Origin of the sequence: Microbulbifer agarilyticus (assembly GCF_019800665.1) — a bacterium.
Classification (GTDB): domain Bacteria; phylum Pseudomonadota; class Gammaproteobacteria; order Pseudomonadales; family Cellvibrionaceae; genus Microbulbifer; species Microbulbifer agarilyticus_C.
In genome coordinates this window covers 1-22,754 of record NZ_JAHVKO010000004.1, presented here as the reverse complement: position 1 = coordinate 22,754, position 22,754 = coordinate 1, and the positions used below count along the sequence as shown (strand labels likewise).

Here is a 22,754-nt window from a genome sequence, read left to right as displayed (position 1 = left end):
ATTCTTATTGTTACTGCTGTCGCTTAACTCAGTTACCGCGTGCGGCCATCCAGATACCACTGCCGATTAATGTGGCGCCGCCGATATAATTAAATAGCCGGCTCTCGGCGCGGTTTTTCAATATCGCCTGTGCGCGCACCGTGGCCCACGCATAGGTCAACATAACACCGCCTACCGCCAGGGTAACAACGACGAAAATAATAATGGTATCCATCACGGTAATTTCCGTGATGGGCAGAAATGCGGGGAAAAAACTCAGGTAAAACAGGATCGCCTTGGGGTTGCCCAGCGTCGTCGTCAGGCCCAGCAACCAGCTGGAGGCGAGCGAACTTTGCTTCGGCGTTGCGTTTACCTCCGCGGTACCGCGCGCGCGCAATAGGCTGAGGCCAAGCCAGATCAGATAGGCCGCGCCCACATATTTCAGGATCACAAAGGCATTGCCCATCACATCGGCAATATAGGCGAGGCCAGACAGGCACAGGGCGATAAAGACATAGTCACCGAACACAATACCAATGGTGGTGACCAGGCCATGCAGCATACCGCCACTGGCTGAGCGCGCCATTACGGCAAAAGTGCCCGGGCCGGGAATTGCCGCCAGTACGATCATGGCGCCGAACAGGGCGAGGGTGTTAACGAATGTCATAAATGCTGTTCCTGTTTAGCAGCCGCCGGTCACGTCAATAAAGGTACCGGTGCTGTATGCCGCCTGTTGGCTGAGTAGCCAGGCGATGGCTGCGGCCACTTCTGTATCTTTGCCGCCGCGCCCGAGGGGAATCTGCGGCGTAAGACGCGCGATCCGATCCGGTTCCCCACCGTCCGCATGCATTTCGGTGTGAATAAAACCCGGACGCACGCCGCTTACCCGAATTCCCTCTTTGGCCACCTCTTTGCTCAGGCCAATGGTGAGGGTATCTACGGCACCTTTGCTGGCTGCGTAATCGATATATTCATTGGGTGAGCCGCTGCGCGCGGCACCGGAGGAAACATTGACTATGGCGCCGCCGGTGCCGCCGCGCAGTGTGGACATACGGCGCACCGCCTCGCGGCAGCAAAGCAGGGTGCCGGTTACATTGGTTTGCAGTATCTGATTGATACGCGTTGCGGTCATATCTTCCAGTCGCGACTGGGTAAGCAGCATGCCGGCATTGTTTACCAGTGCACTCAGTCGGCCCAGTTGCTGGTCCACTTCGCGGAACAGCCGTTCAACGTCGGCCTCTACGGTGATATCGGTCTGAATGGCAATCGTGTTTGCACCCATTGCCCGGCATTTTTCCACGATGCGGTGCGCGTCCGCTTCGCGGGCACGGTAACTAATACACAGGTCATAGCCCTGCTCGGCAAGTAAAGCGGCGGTGGCGGCACCGATACCACGGCTGCCACCGGTCACCAGGGCGATGGGTTTCCCGGAAGCATCATTCGGTTCCTGGAATTTCACAGTGAACTTCTCGTGGAGTAGAGGAGTGGGCGGGAGCCTATTGAATGGCTCCCGCCGGGCATTGAATCAATACAGCTGCGGGCCGCTGCTGTTGTCGTTGTCGCCGGCCAGGCTTAGTTCGTCGGCGGCGCTGTTGAGGTACTCGGCGTCGGATTCGGACTTGAGCTTGATCATCAGGCGCAAGTCGTTCGCGGAGTCGGCGTGAGCGAGAGCGTCTTCATAAGTGATTTCGCCGCGGTCATACAGTTCGTACAGCGCCTGGTCGAAGGTCTGCATACCCTGTTCGACGGAGCGCTTCATCAGCTCCTTCATTTTGTGTACCTCGCCCTTGCGGATCAGGTCCGACATCAGCGGGGTGTTGATCATGATTTCGAGACAGGCGCGGCGACCGTCGCCATCCGGTGTCGGCACCAGCTGCTGCGCGACCATGGCCTGCAGGTTCAGCGACAGGTCCATCCACAGCTGTTCGTGGCGGTCGGCCGGGAAGAAGTGAATGATCCGATCCAGCGCCTGGTTGGCGTTGTTGGCGTGCAGGGTGCACAGACACAGGTGGCCGGTTTCGGCGAAGGCAATGGCGTGGTCCATGGTTTCCCGCGAACGCACCTCACCAATGAGGATGACGTCGGGAGCCTGACGCAGGGTGTTCTTCAGTGCGGTCTCGAAGGATTCGGTGTCGAGGCCCACTTCGCGCTGGGTGACGATACAGCCACGGTGCTGGTGGATAAATTCGATAGGGTCTTCGATGGAGATGATGTGACCCTTCGAGTTTTCGTTGCGGTGGCCGATCATGGAGGCCAGCGAGGTGGATTTACCGGTACCGGTCGCGCCCACAAAGATGATCAGGCCGCGCTTGGTCATGGCCAGCTCTTTGAGCTGCTCGGGCAGGCCGAGTCCGTCGATGGTGGGAATCTTGGTTTCGATTCGACGCAGTACCATGCCGACGAGATTGCGCTGGAAGAACGCGGATACCCGGAAACGGCCGACGTTGCGCAGGGAGATGGCGAAGTTGAGTTCTTTGTTTTCGATGAACTCTTTTTTCTGCCGGTCGTTCATGATGCCGACAACCATTTCCCGGGCTTTTTCCGGGGACAGCGGTGAGGTGGTGACGGGAACGATTTTGCCGTGCAGTTTGATGGAGGCTGGTACGCCGGCGGTGATGAACAGGTCGGATGCGCCTTTTTCGCTCACCAGTTGTAGAAGTCGTTCGATTTCCATTTTTATTTACCGCGTGGGGTGTTCGTTCTTAACTTTATTCGGTGGCGGCGAGGCACCGGGCAGGGATTTTCAGAACCGCTGTAAACCCATCCCTGGGCGCTGCGTCGCAAACATCCTGTTTGCGACGCTCCTGAAAATCCCTACCCGGCACCTCGCCTTCAATTCTTATTTCAGTACTTCGTAAGCGCTCGTTTAATCAGTAACGCAGGCGCTATTTAGAAATTCTCTGGCATCTTCGCTTTTTCACGCGCGACTTCGCGAGTGATGATGCGCTTCTCAAGCAGGTCCTGCAGGCACTGGTCCATGGTCTGCATACCTACGTTGGCACCAGTCTGGATGGCGGAGTACATCTGCGCGATCTTGTCTTCGCGGATCAGGTTCCGGATCGCCGGGGTGCCGCGCATGATTTCGTGGGCCGCCACTCGGCCGCCGCCGTTGCGCTTGAGCAGAGTCTGGGAGATTACTGCTTGCAACGATTCCGACAGCATGGAGCGCACCATGGCTTTTTCTTCCGCGGGGAAAACATCGACGACACGGTCGATGGTCTTGGCGGCGGAGGTGGTGTGCAGGGTGCCGAATACCAGGTGGCCGGTTTCCGCGGCGGTCAGTGCCAGGCGGATGGTTTCCAGATCTCGCATCTCACCAACCAGGATGATGTCCGGGTCTTCACGCAGTGCGGAGCGCAGTGCTTCGGAGAAGCCGTGGGTGTCGCGGTGGACTTCCCGCTGGTTGACCAGGCACTTCTTGGATTCGTGTACGAATTCGATCGGGTCCTCTACGGTGAGGATGTGCTCGTATTTGTTGTCATTGATGTAGTCGATCATCGCCGCCAGTGAGGTGGACTTACCGGAACCGGTAGGGCCGGTCACCAGTACCAGGCCGCGCGGGGTGTCGGAGATCTGCTTGAACACCTGGCCCATCCCCAGGTCTTCCATGGTGAGTACCTTGGAAGGAATGGTCCGGAATACGGCGCCGGCGCCGCGGTTGTGGTTGAACGCGTTCACACGGAAGCGGGCCACACCGGGGACCTCGAAGGAGAAGTCGGTTTCCAGGAACTCTTCGTAGTCCTTGCGCTGCTTGTCGTTCATGATCTCGTAGATCAGGCCGTGCACCTGCTTGTGCTCCATGGGCGGCAGGTTGATACGGCGCACATCGCCATCTACCCGGATCATCGGGGGCAGACCGGCGGAGAGGTGCAAATCCGAGGCATTCTGCTTGGCGCTGAAGGCGAGGAGTTCTGTAATGTCCATACTGCTACCTTTATTCTTCTTACATTCACTGGTCGATATGACGCGGGGGCCGCAAGCACATAGAATGCCCGCCGAGCAAAAGTTGGGTCCCAGTATATGCGCAAAGGGTCGATCCCCGAAAACCTGAATTCCGTCGCTGAGCGAATCGTCACAGCTTGCCGCAGTTGTGACCGGCAAGCCGACGATGTCACGCTGCTGGCGGTGTCCAAAACCCGTCCGGCGGCGGACCTGCGGGTGGCCTATGAGGCGGGTCAGCGCCATTTCGGCGAGAACTACCTGCAGGAGGCCCTGGACAAGCAGGCCGAGCTGACCGATTGCGCCATCACCTGGCACTTCATTGGCCCGCTGCAGTCGAACAAAACCCGCGATGTGGCGGGGCATTTCCACTGGATGCACACGGTTGAGCGGTTAAAAACTGCGCGCCGCCTGTCGGAACAGCGCCCGGCGGATATGCCGCCACTGAATGTGTGCCTGCAGGTCAATATCGATGGAGAGGATAGCAAGTCTGGGGTGAGTGCGGAGGATCTGCCGGAATTGGCTGCGGCCGTGGCGGGCCTGCCCAACCTGCAGTTGCGTGGCCTGATGGCGATTCCCGCGCCGCGCGGTGCGTCGGAAGACCAGCGCACACCATTTATTCAGCTGGCGACGCTGCTGGACCAGCTCAAATCTCAACTGCCGGAACAGCCTCTGGATACCCTGTCGATGGGGATGTCGGGGGATATGGAAGCGGCGATATTCAGCGGCGCGACCATTGTGCGCATCGGCACCGATATCTTCGGCCGCCGGGATTAGCCTGGACGCATACTGCGACCAGGCCAATCAGGGGCTTGATTGTGAGAGTTTAGTGCGAAAAAGGGAGCGGAATTAACGCTCGGCGCGCATCTCTTTGCTGGTCTCGGTCTGCCAGCTGGCTACCGGCTTCTCCAGCAAGTGTTCTGAGAAGAACATTGCGGTCACCTGCGAATAGATATCGCGGTTTTCCTTCTTGCGATAGCCGTGCCCCTCGTTCAGGGCGTTCATGTACCACACCGGCTTACCGCCTTCGCGCAGCGCCGCCACAATCTGTTCCGCTTCGGTTACCGGCACCCGCGGGTCGTTTTCACCCTGTACCACGAACATCGGTACCTGAATCTTTTCCACATTGTTACTCGGGCTGATGCGTTCCAGGAAGGCGCGCATATCCGGGTTGCGCTCATCACCATATTCCACCCGGCGCAGGTCGCGGCGGTAGTCGCGGGTATTGGTCAGGAAGGTGACGAAGTTGGAGATACCCACGATATCCACCGCGGCGCGCAGGCGGTCGCTGTAGTGCATGGCGCTGGCCAGGACCATATAGCCGCCGTAGCTGCCGCCAAATACCGCAACGCGGTCCGCGTCGAGGTCGGGCTGGGTTTCGATCCAGTCCAGCAGGGCGCCGATATCGCGCACCGAATCTTCGCGCTTGAAGCCGTTATCCAGTGCCACATAGGTCTTGCCGTAGCCGGCGGAGCCGCGCACATTCGGTGCAATGACCGCCGCACCCAGCTTTTCCAGCCACAACTGGTAGGTGCTGCTGAAGTAGGGGCGGTACTGGGCTTCCGGGCCGCCGTGGATGGAGATGATCACCGGCGCGGGGCCTTCGCTATTGCGCGGGCGGTACACAAACGCGGGAATCTTGCGCGGCTCACCATTCACCTCGTCAAAGGTGGGGTAGTGCACCAGCTCCGGCTCGACAAAGGTATCGGTATCCAGGCCGCCCACTTCGCTGAAGGTCCAGCGCTGCAGCCCGGCGGAACGCAACGGGTTGCTGCGCAGGTTCAGGACAAAAGTATCCGTGGGGGTTTTGGGGGTGTTGATCGACAGGGCGAGCTGATCGCCGTCGTCATTAAACGCCAGGCCGCCAATGACCCCGATCGGCATATCCTCGACTTTGCGGTAGCGCATGGAGCGCGGGTCCAGGAGATACAGCTGGTCCATACCGTTTTCATTCACGGTGAAGGCGCCGCGGCGGCGGTCTTCGCTGAACACCACCGAGGCAACGTCCCAGGCAATATCGCCGGTGATTACGCGCTCTTCGCCGTTGCTGAGGTCGTGGAACACCAGCTCGGCAAACTCACCGCGGCGGTCGGATACAAAGAAAACCCCGTTACCGTTGGCGGTGAAATCTGCGGCGTAGTTGCGCGATTGCTTGTCCTTGTCGCCGGCGATCAAGCGTAAATCACCGCTTTCCAGATCCAGGACATGCACCAGTGAATTGGTGGAGGAGATGTACTGCTGTACCAGCAACCGGCGGTTGTCGGCACTGAAGGATACCGGCCCCCACCAGCTGCCGTCCGGTGATTCGAGGGCGAGGGTGCTGGTCTCGCCATTTTCTTCGATGCGGGTTATCCACAGGTCGTTGGCGCGGCCGTCGCGGCGGGTGCTCTGGTAGGCAAGCAAGGAGCCATCCGGGCTCCAGGCGATGGCGCTATTGCGGGATTCACCATCGGAGAGCATGCGGCTTTCGCCGGTGGTCGCGTCGAACAGGAAGATCTGCGCATCCTCGCTGCCCCCGGCATCCATGGTAAATGCCAGTTCATTGGATCCCGGGCGCGGTTCCACCTGCCCAACCGGCTCCTTGAAGAAAGTCAGCTGCTGGCGCGCGCCGCCCGGCTGATCTATCCGGTGGATCTGGTTTACGTCGCCGAAGCGGGTGGAAACAAAAAGCGAGTCGCCTTCCTCGGTCCAGCCCAGTACCGCCGCGGAGCGCACATTCTGGTAGCGATTCAGGTCTGCTGCGACTTTTTCGGGGAGGGCGGGAATATCTTCAAGAACGAGATTGCCGTTATTGAGGGTGCGGGTTTCCACGGCTGCGGAGACAACCGCAGACCAGGCAATACCCGACGCGAGCAACAGCGATGCAAACATACGGGGTTTGTTCATGGGCTTTCCTTATTGCTTGTATCTTTATTCTTTGAATCTTTGGTTTGTACCGTCTCCACCATGGTATCCAACTCGCTATTGGATGCCACCGCTAGCGGGCGCATTTGCGGTGAGCCGATGCCGGCTGACGAGGATTTCAATTGGTGTGCTGAGTGTCCATAATTCGCGGCAGCAAAAGTAGTTGATTACGCAGCTACAGGTAGCCATAGGCAGCAGCCAGCAAAGAGGAGCGAAAGGGTGTCAGGACAGCAGCATTCAGCGATGGTGTTTATCGGCGGTGCCGGCAATATGGCAGGCGCGGTGATTGGTGGCATGGTGGCCAACGGTTATCCGGCGGACAAGATTATCGCGACCGGCCGCGACGAGCAGAAGCTCAAGGCATTTTGTGATCGCACCGGTGTGCACGGGCGTACCGATAATCTGGCGGCGGTAAAAGAGGCCGACGTGATCGTGCTGTCGGTGAAACCACAGGTCATGCAGGCGCTGTGTGAAACCATCGCACCGGAAGTAAGTGCCAACAAACCGCTGGTGATAACGCTCGCTGCCGGTATTCCCCTGTCCGCGTATCAGCGCTGGCTCGGTACAGGTGTGCCGATCGTGCGCGCCATGCCGAACACCCCGGCGCTGGTGGGTGCCGGGGTTACCGGTCTCTATGCGGGCGAAGGTGTCACCGACGAGCACAAATCCGTAGCCACGCAGATGGCGCAGGCGGTGGGGATTTCCCAGTGGGTGGCGGAGGAATCCGGCATTGATGAAATCATCGCGGTATCCGGTTCCGGCCCCGCATACTACTTTCAATTTATGGAATCCATGATCGACGCGGCGGAGAAGGCGGGCATGGATCGTGCCGACGCCGAGCGCCTCACCTTGCAAACCGCTCTGGGCGCGGCGAAACTTGCGGTGGCCGCGGATGTGGATGTGGCGCAACTGAAGCGCAATGTAATGTCGCCGAATGGCACCACCGAGCGGGCGATCAAGCGTTTTCAGGAGGGTGGCCTGCCGCAACTGGTGGAACAGGCGATGACAGACTGCGCGGCGCGCGCGGCGGAAATGGCGCAAGAACTGGATAAGTAAAAAGGAAGCTTAATGGCCAACACCTTTAGCAATATTGGCGTATTCATTCTCGCCACCATCGGGATTCTATTTCTGTTTGCGGTGCTGCTGCGCTTTATGCTGCAGCTGGCGAGGGCGGACTTTTACAATCCAATCTCTCAGGGCATCGTCAAGGTAACCAACCCGCTGCTGCGCCCGCTGCGAAAAATTGTGCCCGGCGTGTTCGGTATCGATATGGCCTCTCTGGTACTCGCACTGCTGGTGGGCTGGGTAATGATCATCGGCGCCGGTTTTCTCGCCGGTGCCGGCATGCTGAACCCGCTGAGTGCGTTGCTGTGGTCGCTGCTGGGGGTGCTGATGACGCTGATCGCCATCCTGTTTGTGGGTATGCTGATCTCCATTGTGGTCAGCTGGATCGCGCCGCAAAGCTCACACCCGGCGCTGATGCTGCTGCGCCAGCTGCTGGAGCCTGTGTATGCGCCGGTGCGCAAGATCATTCCGCCACTGGGGGTGATCGATATCAGCCCGATCTTCGTGTTTATCCTGCTGACGGTGGCAGACAAACTGTTGGTGGGTTTTGCCCAGAGCGCCAACATGCCGCAGCTGGTATACAACTTGTTCTGGCATATCCCCTTTTAAGGCATTTGGGGGTCGCCATGCCGGCCCCCTCCCATTCTATTAAAGCTGTCTTAACTGTCAGCCCCTCTTTTCTCTCTCCGCATTTCACTTTTCTAACGCTATCCAGTTCGCGAAATCCCTGTGCCAGGGTTTAACTCCGCGCGCGCTTGCTGGAAAATGCCCGGTGAAATTGAAAATCTATCTGAAGTAGTAAGAATAAGAACTCCCAAACATGGAAGATGTGACCTTGCGCCAGCACATAGCCGACTACGATCTCTGGAAGAAGGGGTTGGATACGCAGTTCCACCGGTTTAGTCACTGGCTGGAAGAGCACTTTCCCAATTCTGCCGGTGCCCGCCAGGTGGTGCAGCAGGCGCGCCAGCTGCTGGTGGACGACCAGTTCACCGTCGCGCTGGTAGGTGAGTTCTCCCGCGGCAAGACCGAGCTGATCAACGCGCTGTTGTCGCACACCTATGGCAAGCGGCTGCTGCCCTCGCGCCCCGGCCGCACCACCATGTGCCCCACCGAAATTTACAGCGATGGCACCGAACAGGCTTCGGTGCGCCTGTTGCCAATCGAGACCCTCGCTACCAATACCAGCCTGGAAAGCTTCCGCCGTATTCCGCAGAAGTGGGTCAACTTCGATTTTGACCCGGAAGACGCTGGCGCTACTCGCGAAGCGCTGATGAAAGTCGCCGCCACCAAGGCGGTAACGCCGGAAGAGGCCGCGCGCTACGGTTTTGATCGCCGCCACCTGGATGGCAATGGCAATCTGGTGCAGATCCCGGCGTGGCGTTACGCGCTGATTTCCCTGCCGCACCCGCTGCTGGCCCAGGGCCTGCGCATTATTGATACCCCCGGGCTTAATGCCCTGGGTAACGAGCCGGAATTGACCCTGTCCACCCTGCCGAGCGCGCAGGCGGTGGCGTTCCTGCTCTCCGCCGATGCCGGCGTCAGCGGCACCGATCTCAATATGTGGGAAACCCACTTGGTGCCGCTCAAGGAGCATCGCGGCACCGCGGTGATGGCGTTGCTGAATAAGATCGACGTGCTGTGGGACGATCCGGACGAAGATCCAGACCAGATGTTGCGCAAGATGCGCGGCGAGGTGAGCAAGCTGCTGTCGCTGCCGCAGGAAAACGTGGTCGGTGTGTCCGCGAAAAAAGCTTTGCTGGCGCGCGCCGAGCGCGACCCGATGCTGCTGCAACAAAGCTGCTTCGGCGAGTTTGAAAAACTGCTGGTGCAGCGTTTGATGGAGCACCGCGACAAGGTGGCCAACCACCGTTCGCTGCATCAGGCACTGACGCTGATGGCGGATACCCGCGACCTACTCAAAAACCGCCTCAACAGTGGTCGTGCAACCCTGGAGCATCTGAAGCGCCGTGGCTCCGCCAGCCCGGAACAATTCGAAGAGCTGAGACAGCTGCACGCCACTGCCAAAGAACAGCACAAGTACTGTCACCAGGAACTGCTGACCCTCAAATCCAGCCAGCGCATGCTGGCCCGCCAGCGCGCCTCCCTGCTGGCGCCGGTATCTAGCCAGCAATTGCAGCAGTTGATCGACGAGACGCGCACAGCGTTGAATGAGCGCTGGTCACCGCTGGGACTGGCCCGCGCCATCGACGGCTTCATGGGTGGCGTGGAATATCAGCTGTCCAACCTCGAGCGGGAAGTGGATCAGACCAACCGTCTGGTAGACGCGATTTACGATCGCTCCACCCTGAACAACATCGTTTCCAACGAGCAGCACTTTGATATTGGCGGCTTCCGGGCGGCACTGCGCGGTCTGCACCGCCAGGCGGCGCAATTGCGCCGTTCACCGCAGCTGCTGCTGGCGCGACGCAATCGCCTGACCGAACGCTTCGTGGCAACCCTCGCCAACGAGGTGGGCCGCATGTACAGCCAGATGATCTCCTCGGTGGATGGCTGGCTGGAACAGGTACTCGAACCGCTGAAACAGCATGTGCAGTACCAGAAGCACCTGTTGAATCGCCACATGATCAAGCTCACCGAGCTGAAGCAGAAAACCCAGAGCAAGCGCACCGATCTGCGTACACTGGAAGAAGAGCTGGTGCGCAACCACAGCGCGCTGGGTGCGCTGGAAGATCTGCTCAAACACACTCAGGCGACGCCACAGCCGATCGCACCGGCGCCGGTGGCTGCGGTTGCGGATAACGTCACCCCGTTAAAGGCGCCCGCCACTTCCTAGCCTGTGGGCAATTTTCGCGGTTAGCTGTGCCCCCGGGGGCACGGCGGCGAGTGACCACAACAAGCTAACAGGTGTACTCCAGTCCCCAGCTTTCGTAAACTTGGCGCCCCGCCCAGTAAGTAAATGCGAAAAATTTTGACCACGGAAGCGCAATCTCACCACTCAGGAAAACCGGCAGGGCTGCCCGCCAACTCCGTCGGTATTGTCGAGTCAAAAAGCCACACATTCCCCGGCCCGTTCAAACTGGCCTGTGGCCGGGTGCTGGACGAATACACCCTGGTCTACGAAACCTACGGGCAACTGAACGCCGATAAAAGTAACGGCGTACTCATCTGCCATGCGCTGTCCGGCCACCACCACGCCGCCGGTTACCACAGTGCCAGCGACAAGCGCCCGGGCTGGTGGGACCACTATATCGGCCCCGGCAAACCCATCGACACCAACAAGTTTTTCGTGGTTGCCCTGAATAATCTCGGCGGTTGCCACGGCTCCACCGGGCCAACCTCCATCAATCCGGAAACCGGTAAGCCCTGGGGGGCGGACTTCCCGCCGCTGCGCGCGCGCGACTGGGTGCACAGCCAGGCCCAACTGGCCGACCTGCTGGGTATCCAGCAGTGGGCGGCGGTGGTCGGTGGCAGTCTCGGCGGCATGCAGGCCATGCGCTGGTCACTGGAATACCCCGAGCGCCTGCGCCACTGCGTGGTGATCGCCTCGGCGATGAAACTGTCTGCGCAAAATATCGCGTTTAACGAAACCGCCCGCCAGGCCATCACTTCAGATCCGGACTTTCGCGATGGCCGCTATCTGGAAGAAGATACGTTGCCGCGCCATGGCCTCGCCGTTGCGCGCATGATCGGGCATATCACCTACTTGTCGGACGATGGGCTAGGTAAAAAGTTTGGCCGCGAATTGCGCTCCGGTACCTTTGAGCAGGGCGTGGAAGAGCTGGTGGAATTTCAGGTGCAGAGCTATCTGCGCTACCAGGGCGATTCCTTCTCCGGCAGCTTTGACCCGAACACCTATATCCTGATGACCCGCGCTCTGGATTATTTCGACCTGGCGCGGGAGTACGGCGACGATCCGGTGGCGGCATTCTCCCATGCACGCAGTAAATTCCTGCTGGTGTCGTTCACCTCTGACTGGCGTTTTGCCCCGGAGCGCTCCCGCGAAATCGCCGACGCCCTGATGCATGCCAATGTCCCGGTCACCTATGCGGAAGTAGAGTCCCCCATGGGCCACGACGCCTTCCTGCTGCCGAACGCGCGCTACGAAAATATTTTCGCCGCTTACATGAACAATGTTGCCCGCGAACTAACCGACAGCGCGCGCAGCGAGGTGGCCCAATGATGCGTAAGGATCTCGATATCATCCACAACTGGGTGCCGGCGCAATCGCGGGTGCTCGACCTGGGTTGTGGTGACGGTGCGCTGCTTGAGCGTCTGGCCAGTGAGAAGCAGGTCAGTGGTTACGGCGTTGAAATTGATCCGGAAGAAATCCAGAAGTGCGTCGAGCGCGGTGTCAACGTGGTGGAGCAGAACCTGGATAACGGCCTGAAAAACTTTGCCGACCACAGTTTCGATACCGTACTAATGACCCAGGCGCTGCAAACCCTGCGCTTCCCCCATCTGGTGGTGGAGGAAATGCTGCGGGTCGGGCGTGAATGCATTATTACCTTCCCCAATTTCGGGCAGTGGAAAGCGCGCTGGCACCTGGCCTTCTCCGGCCGCATGCCGGTATCGGATTTATTACCGTACGAATGGTACGACACGCCCAATATTCACTTTTGTACTTTCAAAGACTTTGAAGTGCTGTGCCGGGAGCACAACTGGAAGATTCTGCACCGCCAGGCGGTATCGGAGTCCCCGGTTTCCGGCGTGTTGAAGGACTTTTTGCCGAATTTATTCGGCGAGACAGCGATTTACCATCTGACTCGCTAATATTATCTGTAGTGGGTCGTTTTATCCGCCATGCGGACAGGCCGCGATAAGCCTGGTTTCGCACGGAAACCTGACAGGAGGACGCCGTGAAACGTTATTTTGCTGCTTTTATTTCTGTGGCCTTACTGCTGTGGGCTGCAGCGGCCGCGGCGCAACAAGCCAAAATCATCGAGAACCATCAGGATTTCGGCGATTATCGGGTGAGCTATTCGGTGTTTAACAGCGATTTCATCACCCCGGAAATTGCCCGTGAGTACAATCTGGTGCGTGCCCGTGACCGCGCCTTTGTGAATATTTCCGTGGGTAAAAAAGACGGCACCAAAGGCGAGAGTGCCGATGTTTCCGGCAACGCGATGAACCTGATCCAGCAGTCGCGCCCCCTGGTGTTTCAGGAAGTCCGCGATGGCGACGCGGTGTATTACCTGGCACCGTTCCGCTTTGAGAACGAAGAAAGCCTGACTTTCAAAATCGATCTGGTAATGCCCGACGGCAGCAAGCAGCAGCTGACCTTCCGCCGCCAGTTGCACAAGAACTGAATCGCACCCCGTCACCTTTTAACTATCTGACTAACAGCGAGCGCACCGCGTTCGCTGTTTTGCGTTGAATGGAACTCGCTTCCCATGGAAAAAATCGTCCTCGCTAGCGGCAACGCGGGCAAACTGAAAGAGTTTTCCCAGCTGTTTTCCGGCTGGCAGATTGCGGTGTTGCCACAGTCCGAATTTTTGCAGGAGGAGGCGGAAGAAACTGGCCTCAGTTTTATCGAGAACGCGCTGATCAAGGCGCGCCATGCAAGCCGCGCGAGCGGCTTGCCCGCACTGGCGGATGACTCGGGACTGGCGGTGGATGCGCTCGACGGTGCACCGGGAATCTATTCTGCGCGTTACGCCGGTGCCGGCGCGAGTGATGCAGAGAACAACCAGAAACTGTTACAAGCCCTTAAAGACGTGCCTGCAGAAAAACGTGGTGCCAGTTTTCACTGCGCCCTGGCCTTTGTGCGCACCGCCGACGACCCGGTGCCGCTGGTATGTACCGCGCGCTGGAGTGGGGTAATTCTGACTGCGCCCGCCGGCGACCAGGGTTTCGGCTACGATCCGTTGTTTTACGTTCCCTCGGAACAGCTCACCTCGGCGCAGTTGCCACGAGAAGTGAAAAATCGTCTCAGTCATCGGGCGCATGCGGTGAAGAAATTCGAGCAGCTGTGGCATGAGGAAATGGTGGTGCCGGAGCAGCAGGCCCACAGCGCAACCGGCACGAAGTTTTTCTAAATGAATGCTCAGGGTACCAGCCGCTCACTGTTGGCGTTGCCTCCGCTCAGCCTCTACGTGCATATCCCCTGGTGTGTGCGCAAGTGCCCGTATTGCGATTTCAACTCTCATGAATTTGTTGCCGGCACGCTGGAGCATGCGCAGGGTAGTCCGGCCGGTGAACGCCATCTGCCAGAGGCAGATTATGTCGATCAGCTGGAGCGCGACCTGCGCAGCCAGTTGCCATGGGTCCAGGGGCGCAAGTTTGGGTCCATTTTCTTTGGCGGCGGTACGCCGAGCCTGTTTTCGCCGCTGGCCATCGGCCGCATTCTCGATCTCGCCGAGTCGCTGGTGGGCTTTGCCGACGACATCGAGATCACCCTGGAGGCGAACCCGGGTACCTTTGAGCAGGCCAAGTTTGCCGGCTATCGCCATGCCGGCGTCAATCGCCTGTCGATCGGCGTGCAGAGCTTCGACCCGCTGCAGCTGCAGAACCTCGGGCGCATCCACTCGGGCCCCGAGGCACTGACCGCGGCGACCCAGGCGCGCACGGCGGGTTTTGACAATATCAATATCGACCTGATGCACGGCCTGCCGGGGCAGGGCGAGGCCGAAGCGCTGCAGGATCTGGCGCAGGCGGTTAATCTGGGTGCTGAACATATCTCCTGGTACCAGCTCACCATCGAGCCCAATACCGCCTTTTACTCGGCACCCCCGGTTACTCCCGGGTCCGAGCAGATTGCGGCGATCCAAAAGGTCGGCCGGGCGTACTTGGCAGAGCAGGGCTATGACCGCTATGAGGTGTCGGCCTATGGCCGCGCGGGGCTTGCCTCCCGGCACAACCTCAATTACTGGTCGTTTGCCGACTATCTGGGGATTGGTGCCGGTGCCCACGGCAAGGTCACCCTGCCGCAAACCGAGAGGATTCTGCGCACTCAGCGCACCCGTGCGCCCAAGCACTACCTGGCGCTGGGGTGTGGAACCGGTACGGGCGGCGTGGAATTTCCTTTGCCCAAATTACAGGAGGTGGTGGAGGAGCAGCGTCCGCTGGAGTTCCTGATGAATGCGTTGCGGCTTGAAGCCGGGGTGCCCGCGGAGAGTTTTGAGCAATATACCGGCCTGCCGCTCGACACCCTGCGGCGGGAATGGCGGCACCTCGAGGCGATGGAACTGGTGCGCCCGCTGGGACCTACCATCGGTACCAGCCGATTTGGGTATGACTACATAGACGAGATACTGCAGCGATACCTGACGGAAAGCTGAGCCGCTGCAGCATTCCACAGCTTTGCCCTTGAAAACCCGGAATCGGGCCGCATATAGGGCAAAACGCCATGAATGGTGAAAGTAATTGCCTTGCGGGGGCTGCGGACCCTACTTATTATGTCTGCCAGTCCGGGCACCGGCCTGAAGAAACAGAACCACAGGAAAGCATTATGAGCGCGAACATCGTAAACGTAACCGATGCAGAGTTTGAAGCCGAAGTACTGAAGGCCGAAGGCCCGGTATTGGTAGACTTCTGGGCACAGTGGTGTGGCCCCTGCAAGATGATCGCTCCGGTTCTGGAAGATCTTTCCGGTCACTACGGCGAGAAGCTGAAAATCGTCAAAGTGGACGTAGATGCGAACAAAGAGGCTGCGGCCAAGTACAACGTGCGCGGCATCCCGACCCTGCTGCTGTTCAAGGGCGGCAACGTGGAAGGCACCAAGGTTGGCGCCCTGTCCCGAGCTCAGCTGACCGAGTTCATCGACAGCCAGATCTGATTGATCCCGCAGGGCGCCATTGGCGCCCTGTGTCGTTTTGGGGCATTGGGCCCCGTGCGGGGCAGGAGATAAGAGGGTTGCAGCCCCCGGGTAATGGCGCCCCAAGCTTGCGAAATAGCCCTTGCAGGATGCCGAACTGCGGTTATACTGGCTAGTAATCAAATTAACTGTTCAGTCCAAACCTGAGCCAAGTCGCCAACCCCGCTGCTGACGCGGCCTCTCCGGCGCAAACTCCTCAAGTTGAACATCCCCCACAGGCATATCTGCCGCAGCCATATTGGCAATCTGGCACTAGTGCCGTGGTAAGTGGGTATTCGTTTTATCTGAGCCGTTGTTATCGATTAGGGCTCGGGATCGAATGTGAATAACTTGAATGAGCGTTGCTTCGGTCAGTAATCCAGTCAGCATGTCGAACCAGGCATTATCACCATCGAAACTTCAACTCCCTCCGCAGAAACGTCCAGCGCGTCCGCGCGAACCGACAGAAGAAACCGTAATAAAGCAATTGGTATGAACCTTTCTGAATTAAAAACCAAACCCATTGAAGAGCTGATTGAAATTGCCAAGGGCATGGGGCTCGAAAACCTCGCCCGCTCGCGCAAGCAGGACATTATTTTCAATATCCTCAAGCGCCACGCCAAAAGCGGTGAAGACATCTACGGCGAAGGTGTATTGGAAATCCTTCAGGATGGTTTTGGTTTCCTGCGTTCCGCAGACTCCTCATACCTCGCAGGCCCGGACGACATTTATGTCTCCCCGAGCCAGATTCGCCGCTTCAATCTGCGCACCGGCGACTCCATCTCCGGCAAAATTCGTCCCCCCAAAGAAGGTGAACGCTACTTCGCCCTGCTGAAAGTCAGCGACATCAACTTCGACAAGCCGGAAAACGCGCGCAACAAGATTCTGTTTGAAAACCTCACGCCGCTGTTCCCGAATGACCGCTTGGGACTGGAGTGCGGTAATGGCTCCTCTGAAGACCTGATCGGCCGCATCATCGATCTGGTCGCCCCAATCGGCAAGGGCCAGCGTGGCCTGATCGTGGCGCCGCCCAAGGCTGGTAAAACCATCATGTTGCAGAACATGGCCCAGGCGATTACCCGTAACAACCCGGAATGCCACCTGATTGTTCTGCTGATCGACGAGCGCCCGGAAGAAGTAACTGAAATGCAGCGCTCGGTGCGCGGTGAAGTGGTTGCCTCTACCTTTGACGAGCCGCCTGCACGTCACGTGCAGGTTGCAGAGATGGTGATTGAAAAAGCCAAGCGCCTGGTAGAACACAAGAAAGACGTGGTCATCCTGCTGGACTCCATTACCCGTCTGGCACGTGCGTACAACACCACCGTGCCCAGCTCCGGTAAGGTACTCACCGGTGGTGTGGATGCGCACGCACTGGAACGCCCGAAGCGCTTCTTTGGTGCGGCGCGTAACATCGAAGAGGGCGGCAGCCTGTCGATTATCGCCACCGCACTGGTGGATACCGGCTCCAAAATGGACGAAGTGATCTTTGAGGAATTCAAAGGTACCGGCAACATGGAACTGCAGCTGGATCGCAAGATCGCTGAAAAACGCGTATATCCCGCAATTAACGTGCGCCGCTCCGGTACTCGCCGCGAAGAACTGCTAATGCCGGAAGGCGAGCTGCAGCGGGTTTGGATTCTGCGCAAGTTGCTTCACGATATGGAAGATTTGGCCGCCACTGAATTCCTTATCGATAAGCTCAAAGACTTTAAAACGAATGACGAATTCTTCCTGTCCATGAAACGGAAATAATTCTCTTTTATTGTAAAGGCCGGCGCTAATTGCCGGCCTTTTTCGTGTAATGCAGATGAAATTTGCAATGCGTTGAATGAGGCGTGAAATAACGCCGAATTAAGTTGAAAAGCCGCGGTGTTAGGCATATAAAGGCTTTCACCAATGTGTTGATCGGTATTTCAACACTTACCGAATTGGTTCCAGATAACTGGGAAGTTGTCTGACTCCGGACCAAACTCAAGTGGATAACGTGGTGGTGCTGGTTATCCGTTTGTGAATGCACGACAGCCCACTTACTCATGTGAGACTTTTTTGTGAATATCTATATCGGAAATCTGGCCTACGGCGTAACCTCTGACGAACTGCACGAAGCTTTTGGTGCGTTCGGTGAAATCTCCCGGGCTACTGTAATCACTGACCGGGAAACTGGCCGTTCTAAAGGTTTTGGTTTCGTAGAAATGCCGAACGACGACGAAGCGCGTAAGGCAATCGAAGAAATGAATGATCAGCCGCTGTCTGGCCGTAACATCCGTGTTAACGAAGCCAAGCCGCGCGAAGACCGTCCGCGTCGTCCCCGCTTCTAAGATCTCTTAGAAGTTCGGCAGCCCGCAGTCCTGTACTGCGGGTTGTTCTTCCCTCTCAAAATCCCCCCCCCAACTCTGTCGAATTGGCAGCGTTCATTCCCTATTTTGTGCTGACTGTTTTACACTGGCCGGTGAATTTCCCGTCGACCAATAAAGCATGAAATACAAAGATCTGCGCGACTTTATCAAGCTGCTGGAAAAGCGCGGCCTGCTGAAGCGTATTACCCACCCGGTAAGCCCCTATCTGGAAATGACAGAAATCGCCGACCGCGTCCTGCGTGCCGGTGGCCCGGCGTTACTGTTTGAAAACCCCACCGGCTACGATACCCCGGTGCTCGCCAATCTATTTGGTACGCCTGAGCGTGTCGCCCTCGGTATGGGTAAAGAGTCCATCTCCGAGCTGCGCCAGGTCGGTGAGCTGCTGGCCTTCCTCAAGGAACCGCAGCCGCCAGAGGGTTTCAAGGACGCCTGGCAGAAGCTCCCCATATTCAAGCAAGTCATGAATATGGGGCCCAAGGTCGTGAGTAAGGCCGACTCCCAGCAGATCGAAATCGAAACTGGCGACATCGACCTCACCAAACTGCCGATTCAGACCTGCTGGCCCGGCGACGCCGCACCGCTGGTCACCTGGCCGCTGGTGATTACCCGCGGACCGGAGAAGAAGCGCCAGAATCTGGGCATCTACCGCATGCAGCTGATCGGCAAGAACCGCCTGATCATGCGCTGGTTGTCTCATCGCGGGGGTGCCCTGGACTTCCGCGAGTGGCAGCAGGAATTCCCCGGTGAGCCCTTTCCGGTGGCTGTCGCACTCGGCGCCGACCCCGCCACCATCCTCGGCGCTGTCACCCCCGTACCAGATACCCTGTCGGAATACGCTTTTGCCGGCCTGCTGCGCGGCAGCAAAACCGAAGTGGCCGAGGCCAAACTCAGCAACCTGCAAGTGCCGGCGAGCGCCGAGTACGTGCTCGAGGGGTATATCTACCCCGAAGACATGGCAGATGAGGGCCCGTACGGGGACCACACTGGTTACTACAACGAGGTCGACAGCTTCCCGGTATTCACCGTCGAGAAAATTACCCACCGCAAGGATCCCATTTACCACAGTACCTACACCGGCCGCCCACCCGATGAGCCGGCGGTACTCGGCGAGGCGCTGAACGAAGTCTTCGTGCCCATCCTGCGCAAGCAATTCCCGGAAATCGTCGACTTCTACCTGCCACCGGAAGGCTGTTCCTATCGCCTCGCCGTGGTCACCATGAAGAAGCAGTACCCCGGCCACGCCAAGCGCGTGATGATGGGAGTCTGGTCCTTCCTGCGCCAGTTTATGTATACCAAGTTCGTCATCGTCGCCGACGACGACGTGAACGCCCGCGACTGGAAGGATGTGATCTGGGCCATGACCACCCGGATGGACCCCGCGCGGGACACCGTAATGGTCGAAAACACACCTATCGATTACCTGGACTTCGCCTCGCCTGTATCTGGCCTTGGATCCAAAATCGGTTTTGACGCCACCAACAAGTGGGAGGGTGAAACAACCCGCGAATGGGGACGCCCAATTGTGAAAGACCCAGAAGTAACACAGAAGGTTGATGAGATCTGGGATGAACTCGGACTTTAAATAAGCCACCACAACGCCAAGGAGGGCGTATGGAAATCATAAAAACAATCAGGCCAGGCCACGACGGTAGTAAGCGTTACCAAGAAAAATACGGCGAGCAACTTTGCGCCGTGCGTTATCGACGCTCGCCATGCAAAAAAACCGTGTATACCACGGTAGAAATTGTTGTCGCGCAAAGGGAGGCTTATGTTCAAAAAAGGCCTCAGGCAACTCCCCAGGCGATTAACAAAAACGACTGGGTGGCGATAAAAATCGCCTTTGAAGAAATCGAGCTGCGTAACGAAGTGCGAAGGATGGGTGGCCGCTGGAGCCGCGTTGCCAAAGCTTGGGTAGCCAAACGCTCAGTTGCAAAACGCATGGATATTGAGCATCGCATAGTTGAAGGCTTGATCGATCAATGTCTAGATGTAGACATCTAGGCGCAAGTCGCAACATGGCTATATTTAGCAATAATTCCTAGATGTAGCCATGTCATGACCAGATATGGCAATTATGTCTATATCTGGGGCTTATGAATAAAACTGTTATGTATTCGGAGTGATTCCGTGAAATTTAAAGAAATTGTTTATTGCTATGTAGCGGAACGAATCGCAACTCCTGGTGACCTTGCTCGTTTGCAGGAGTCTTTTGTCGAAAATGGCTTCGTTGAGAAAGAGTGTGGCAATAATAAGTGGCTTTATAAGCGGGGGGCTGCACTTGCCTTAGAGCTTGACTACTCCGCAGAGACGATCGAGATGCAGGTGTTTCTCGAAGTTGTCGGCCATGAGCTAGAAATTCGCGTCGGGAACTGGGGGTTTCCATTTGAACCACTTATGATGAAGCCTCGCTTTCAGAAAAATCTCGATCGGTTCGTCAAGGAAATATCAGAAAATGGCTTCCTGAGTGTAGACCCAACGCAAGTTACAGGCATAAAAACTCAAGCCGAAAGCAAAAAAACTGGAGCCAGATATCTTTTACTTGTCGCTGTTCTAGCTGTCGTTGCGGCGCAACTGGTGCAAAATACATAACAATCACGGGCAGCGAGGCTACGGCCCTTCGGGCCTCCGCGGGACGTCTTACCTTATGCGCGTTTTGCGCGGTCGCTTCGCTCCTATTTTCGCGCAAAACGCGCATAAGGTAAGCCGCCCCTGCCGTGGGCGTTATGTTTCTGGCAAGGACGTTGAGTGAAACCGAATTACGGAGCCTACATACCTGGAACGGCATTGGCTGTAACACCAACACTTGGCGCATTGCTAGTCTCGACTGAGAAGTATCCAGTATTCGAGTTTGGGATAATATTTTTTGCGATAATACTGAGCATTAGTCTTGGAAAAATGCTGAGAATTGTCGAGTCAAAGATTCCACTGATTATCGGTCTTGTCACAATGGTCGCAGTGTTCAAATTTTTTGAGGGTAAAATTCCCATCGATCTATTTGGTGGCAGAGTTGAGATTACGCGGAAAACGCTGGCAATTTTTGCAGCGTTTATCCCATTAGTCTCCGTGGACCTCTATTGGCGAGTAAAAAGTGGGGTCGAAACATAACAAACGGCTGTTATCGCCCCTGCGGGGCTGGGACGGCCTTTCCGCCGCTTTGCGGCTCCAAGTCCGCCCCAAAGCCGGGCGTTATATTCCAAAATTTAAAGCATATGAAGCAGATAATAATTCCATCTGAAGATTTGGTTAAAGAAATGAAACCTTCATCTGAATATGATGAAGAAAATCCATATAAGCAATACGCAAGTAATGGTAAAAACATATACTTTAACGAGGAAGATATTCTGGAAGGAGCAGACCCTGAAACATTCTTGTTCTATTTAGGCGGTTTTGCAAAAGATAAAAAATATTGTTGGAATGGCGCCCAAAGAATAAGCGGGGCGGACCCCAGTTCGTTTCATGCACTGAGTAATACATTCTACAAAGATAAGAACCATGTTTATTATTTGATGGGTTCTCTCAAAGAAGCTGATTCCTCAACATTTGAAGCTTGTGATGAAGGTAGAAAAATAAATTATGGGTGTAATTTGTTAACCCCATATGGTTATGGGAAAGATGCCAACAATGTTTTTTATTATGATTTCCAAGGTAAAGCAAAAATAGTTAGAAAGGCTAATCCTCAAAACTTTGTATCACTTAATGATGGTGTTTTCGGTAAAGATGATGACTTTGTCTTTTGTGGCGCCTCTGTTTTGCAAAAAGTAGAGGTAGAAAGCTGGGAAAAATTAGGTGGTTATTATTCTAAAGATAAAAGAAATGTTTTTTATTATAATAGAATTATTAAAGAGGCAGATAGAGATACATTCGAAGTTGTCATTCCAAAAGACGGATTTTCACAATTAGCTAAAGACAAGAATAATAGATATTTAAACGATGTTGTGGTGGGTGAGAGTGGTCGCGATTACGACAGGTGGCATAAAAATGAATGAATATAACGAGGCAAGGTTGCGGACAAGCAAAGCTTGCCGCAACTTGCGGCGTTATGTGTAGATCAAATTCATGAGAATAATGAAACCACTAGTTTTTATAGCATTGCTACTACTTGTCTCCTCTTGCACCGGAGATTCTCCAATTGTCGCGGAGATACCAATTACTAGGTCTTGCGCTGTTAGTGCGCCAGATCAAGCGAATTCGTGGAGTGAGAAATTTCAAGGAACAAGAATTTCATTTAATGTAAAGCAAAAGACTTTTACTCAGTTTCAGAATGTAAGTTCACCCGTAACCGGATATATTCAGATACGGACAAATATGACTCAGAAGGAAGTAAATCCATATCTAAATAAATTGGCGAGCTTATGTTTGTATAACGCAAGCGCTAGAGTCCCCAAGGATCAGTTAGGTTATAGGATGGTCGCTGTTGAGATAGCCAAAAATATTGAATCAGGCATCTCGCCTATCTTAGTTAAAGATTTAGGTGCTGAGATCGAAATAAGCTACAACAAATCAAGGTAGCTCCACATAACAAAGCCGGGCAAAATGCTCCGGGCCTGGGGCCCTCCGCGGGACAGCTTACCTTGTGCACCTTTTGCGCAGGTCGCTACGCTCCCATTTTTGCGCAAAATGTGCACAAGGTAAGCTGCTGATCTGAAACCACTTTCGTGGACGGTATTTTTATCCACGAAAGAGGTCCAGTATGGGACAAACAAAAAAGCGTAATTACGATCGTTATACTCTGGCTTATAAGCTTCAAGCCGTTA

Annotated in this window: 21 protein-coding genes and 1 pseudogene; 17 read left to right on the top strand and 5 right to left on the bottom strand. The window is 56.3% G+C overall.

Annotation, left to right across the window (positions count from 1 at the left end):
* Positions 1–28: 28 nt before the first annotated feature.
* The 4 genes from KUV22_RS09495 to KUV22_RS09480 all read right to left on the bottom strand — a co-directional run bounded on the left by KUV22_RS09495 (position 29) and on the right by KUV22_RS09480 (position 3,903).
* A complete protein-coding gene (locus KUV22_RS09495; RefSeq protein ID WP_222230516.1) occupies positions 29–646 on the bottom strand; it encodes a LysE family translocator in 618 nt (205 codons plus the stop codon).
* Positions 647–661: 15 nt separating this feature from the next.
* On the bottom strand, positions 662–1,438 hold the full coding sequence (locus KUV22_RS09490) for an SDR family oxidoreductase (RefSeq protein ID WP_222230514.1): 777 nt from the start codon (positions 1,436–1,438) through the stop codon (positions 662–664).
* Between the two features lie 66 nt (positions 1,439–1,504).
* Complete coding sequence (locus KUV22_RS09485; RefSeq protein WP_222230512.1) at positions 1,505–2,653, bottom strand: PilT/PilU family type 4a pilus ATPase; 1,149 nt, start codon at positions 2,651–2,653, stop codon at positions 1,505–1,507.
* Positions 2,654–2,868: 215 nt separating this feature from the next.
* On the bottom strand, positions 2,869–3,903 hold the full coding sequence (locus KUV22_RS09480) for a type IV pilus twitching motility protein PilT (protein ID WP_222230510.1): 1,035 nt from the start codon (positions 3,901–3,903) through the stop codon (positions 2,869–2,871).
* A 96-nt stretch (positions 3,904–3,999) separates the two neighbouring features.
* On the opposite strand from KUV22_RS09480, the gene KUV22_RS09475 reads away from it, so the two are divergent.
* Positions 4,000–4,695: a YggS family pyridoxal phosphate-dependent enzyme gene (locus tag KUV22_RS09475; protein WP_222230508.1), complete on the top strand. Its 696-nt coding sequence runs from the start codon at positions 4,000–4,002 to the stop codon at positions 4,693–4,695.
* A 72-nt stretch (positions 4,696–4,767) separates the two neighbouring features.
* On the opposite strand, the gene KUV22_RS09470 is transcribed toward KUV22_RS09475, so the two are convergent.
* Entirely contained in the window at positions 4,768–6,804 is a 2,037-nt protein-coding gene (locus KUV22_RS09470; protein WP_222230506.1) for a S9 family peptidase, read from the bottom strand.
* Positions 6,805–7,041: 237 nt separating this feature from the next.
* Between KUV22_RS09470 and proC the strand changes: the two genes are divergently transcribed.
* The 16 genes and pseudogenes from proC (at position 7,042) to KUV22_RS09390 (ending at position 21,986) form a co-directional block, all read left to right on the top strand.
* The gene (gene proC / locus KUV22_RS09465) at positions 7,042–7,878 is read left to right on the top strand and encodes a pyrroline-5-carboxylate reductase (RefSeq protein WP_315857529.1); all 837 of its coding nucleotides are present in this window, start codon (positions 7,042–7,044) and stop codon (positions 7,876–7,878) included.
* Positions 7,879–7,890: 12 nt separating this feature from the next.
* Positions 7,891–8,496, top strand: coding sequence for a YggT family protein (locus tag KUV22_RS09460; RefSeq protein WP_222230504.1), 606 nt, complete (start codon positions 7,891–7,893; stop codon positions 8,494–8,496).
* A gap of 211 nt (positions 8,497–8,707) precedes the next feature.
* Positions 8,708–10,684 (top strand): dynamin family protein, encoded by a 1,977-nt coding sequence (locus KUV22_RS09455; RefSeq protein WP_222230502.1) that lies wholly within the window; start codon positions 8,708–8,710, stop codon positions 10,682–10,684.
* 123 nt (positions 10,685–10,807) lie between these two features.
* Positions 10,808–12,031, top strand: coding sequence for a homoserine O-succinyltransferase MetX (gene metX / locus KUV22_RS09450; RefSeq protein WP_222230500.1), 1,224 nt, complete (start codon positions 10,808–10,810; stop codon positions 12,029–12,031).
* Positions 12,025–12,621: pseudogene (metW, locus tag KUV22_RS09445) on the top strand (methionine biosynthesis protein MetW); the annotation flags it as partial. The gene metX and the pseudogene metW, both read left to right, overlap by 7 nt.
* A gap of 86 nt (positions 12,622–12,707) precedes the next feature.
* Positions 12,708–13,157, top strand: coding sequence for a DUF4426 domain-containing protein (locus KUV22_RS09440; RefSeq protein WP_077399605.1), 450 nt, complete (start codon positions 12,708–12,710; stop codon positions 13,155–13,157).
* An 84-nt stretch (positions 13,158–13,241) separates the two neighbouring features.
* Positions 13,242–13,886: an RdgB/HAM1 family non-canonical purine NTP pyrophosphatase gene (gene rdgB, locus KUV22_RS09435; RefSeq protein WP_222230496.1), complete on the top strand. Its 645-nt coding sequence runs from the start codon at positions 13,242–13,244 to the stop codon at positions 13,884–13,886.
* Positions 13,887–15,128 (top strand): radical SAM family heme chaperone HemW, encoded by a 1,242-nt coding sequence (gene hemW, locus KUV22_RS09430; protein WP_222230494.1) that lies wholly within the window; start codon positions 13,887–13,889, stop codon positions 15,126–15,128. It abuts the gene before it with no gap.
* Positions 15,129–15,298: 170 nt separating this feature from the next.
* On the top strand, positions 15,299–15,625 hold the full coding sequence (gene trxA, locus KUV22_RS09425; protein ID WP_077399614.1) for a thioredoxin TrxA: 327 nt from the start codon (positions 15,299–15,301) through the stop codon (positions 15,623–15,625).
* Between the two features lie 510 nt (positions 15,626–16,135).
* Positions 16,136–17,395, top strand: coding sequence for a transcription termination factor Rho (gene rho / locus KUV22_RS09420; RefSeq protein WP_010133763.1), 1,260 nt, complete (start codon positions 16,136–16,138; stop codon positions 17,393–17,395).
* A gap of 296 nt (positions 17,396–17,691) precedes the next feature.
* Positions 17,692–17,961: an RNA recognition motif domain-containing protein gene (locus tag KUV22_RS09415; protein WP_010133764.1), complete on the top strand. Its 270-nt coding sequence runs from the start codon at positions 17,692–17,694 to the stop codon at positions 17,959–17,961.
* A gap of 157 nt (positions 17,962–18,118) precedes the next feature.
* Positions 18,119–19,582 carry a 4-hydroxy-3-polyprenylbenzoate decarboxylase gene (gene ubiD, locus KUV22_RS09410; protein ID WP_222230492.1) on the top strand — a complete coding sequence of 488 codons (1,464 nt, stop codon included), beginning with the start codon at positions 18,119–18,121 and terminating at the stop codon, positions 19,580–19,582.
* Positions 19,583–19,611: 29 nt separating this feature from the next.
* Positions 19,612–20,001: a hypothetical protein gene (locus KUV22_RS09405; protein ID WP_222230490.1), complete on the top strand. Its 390-nt coding sequence runs from the start codon at positions 19,612–19,614 to the stop codon at positions 19,999–20,001.
* 126 nt (positions 20,002–20,127) lie between these two features.
* Positions 20,128–20,589 carry a hypothetical protein gene (locus tag KUV22_RS09400; protein WP_222230488.1) on the top strand — a complete coding sequence of 154 codons (462 nt, stop codon included), beginning with the start codon at positions 20,128–20,130 and terminating at the stop codon, positions 20,587–20,589.
* Positions 20,590–20,745: 156 nt separating this feature from the next.
* A complete protein-coding gene (locus KUV22_RS09395; protein WP_222230486.1) occupies positions 20,746–21,105 on the top strand; it encodes a hypothetical protein in 360 nt (119 codons plus the stop codon).
* Entirely contained in the window at positions 21,075–21,986 is a 912-nt protein-coding gene (locus KUV22_RS09390) for a DKNYY domain-containing protein (RefSeq protein ID WP_222230484.1), read from the top strand. Before KUV22_RS09395 ends, KUV22_RS09390 begins: the two co-directional genes overlap by 31 nt.
* Positions 21,987–22,754: the final 768 nt, after the last annotated feature.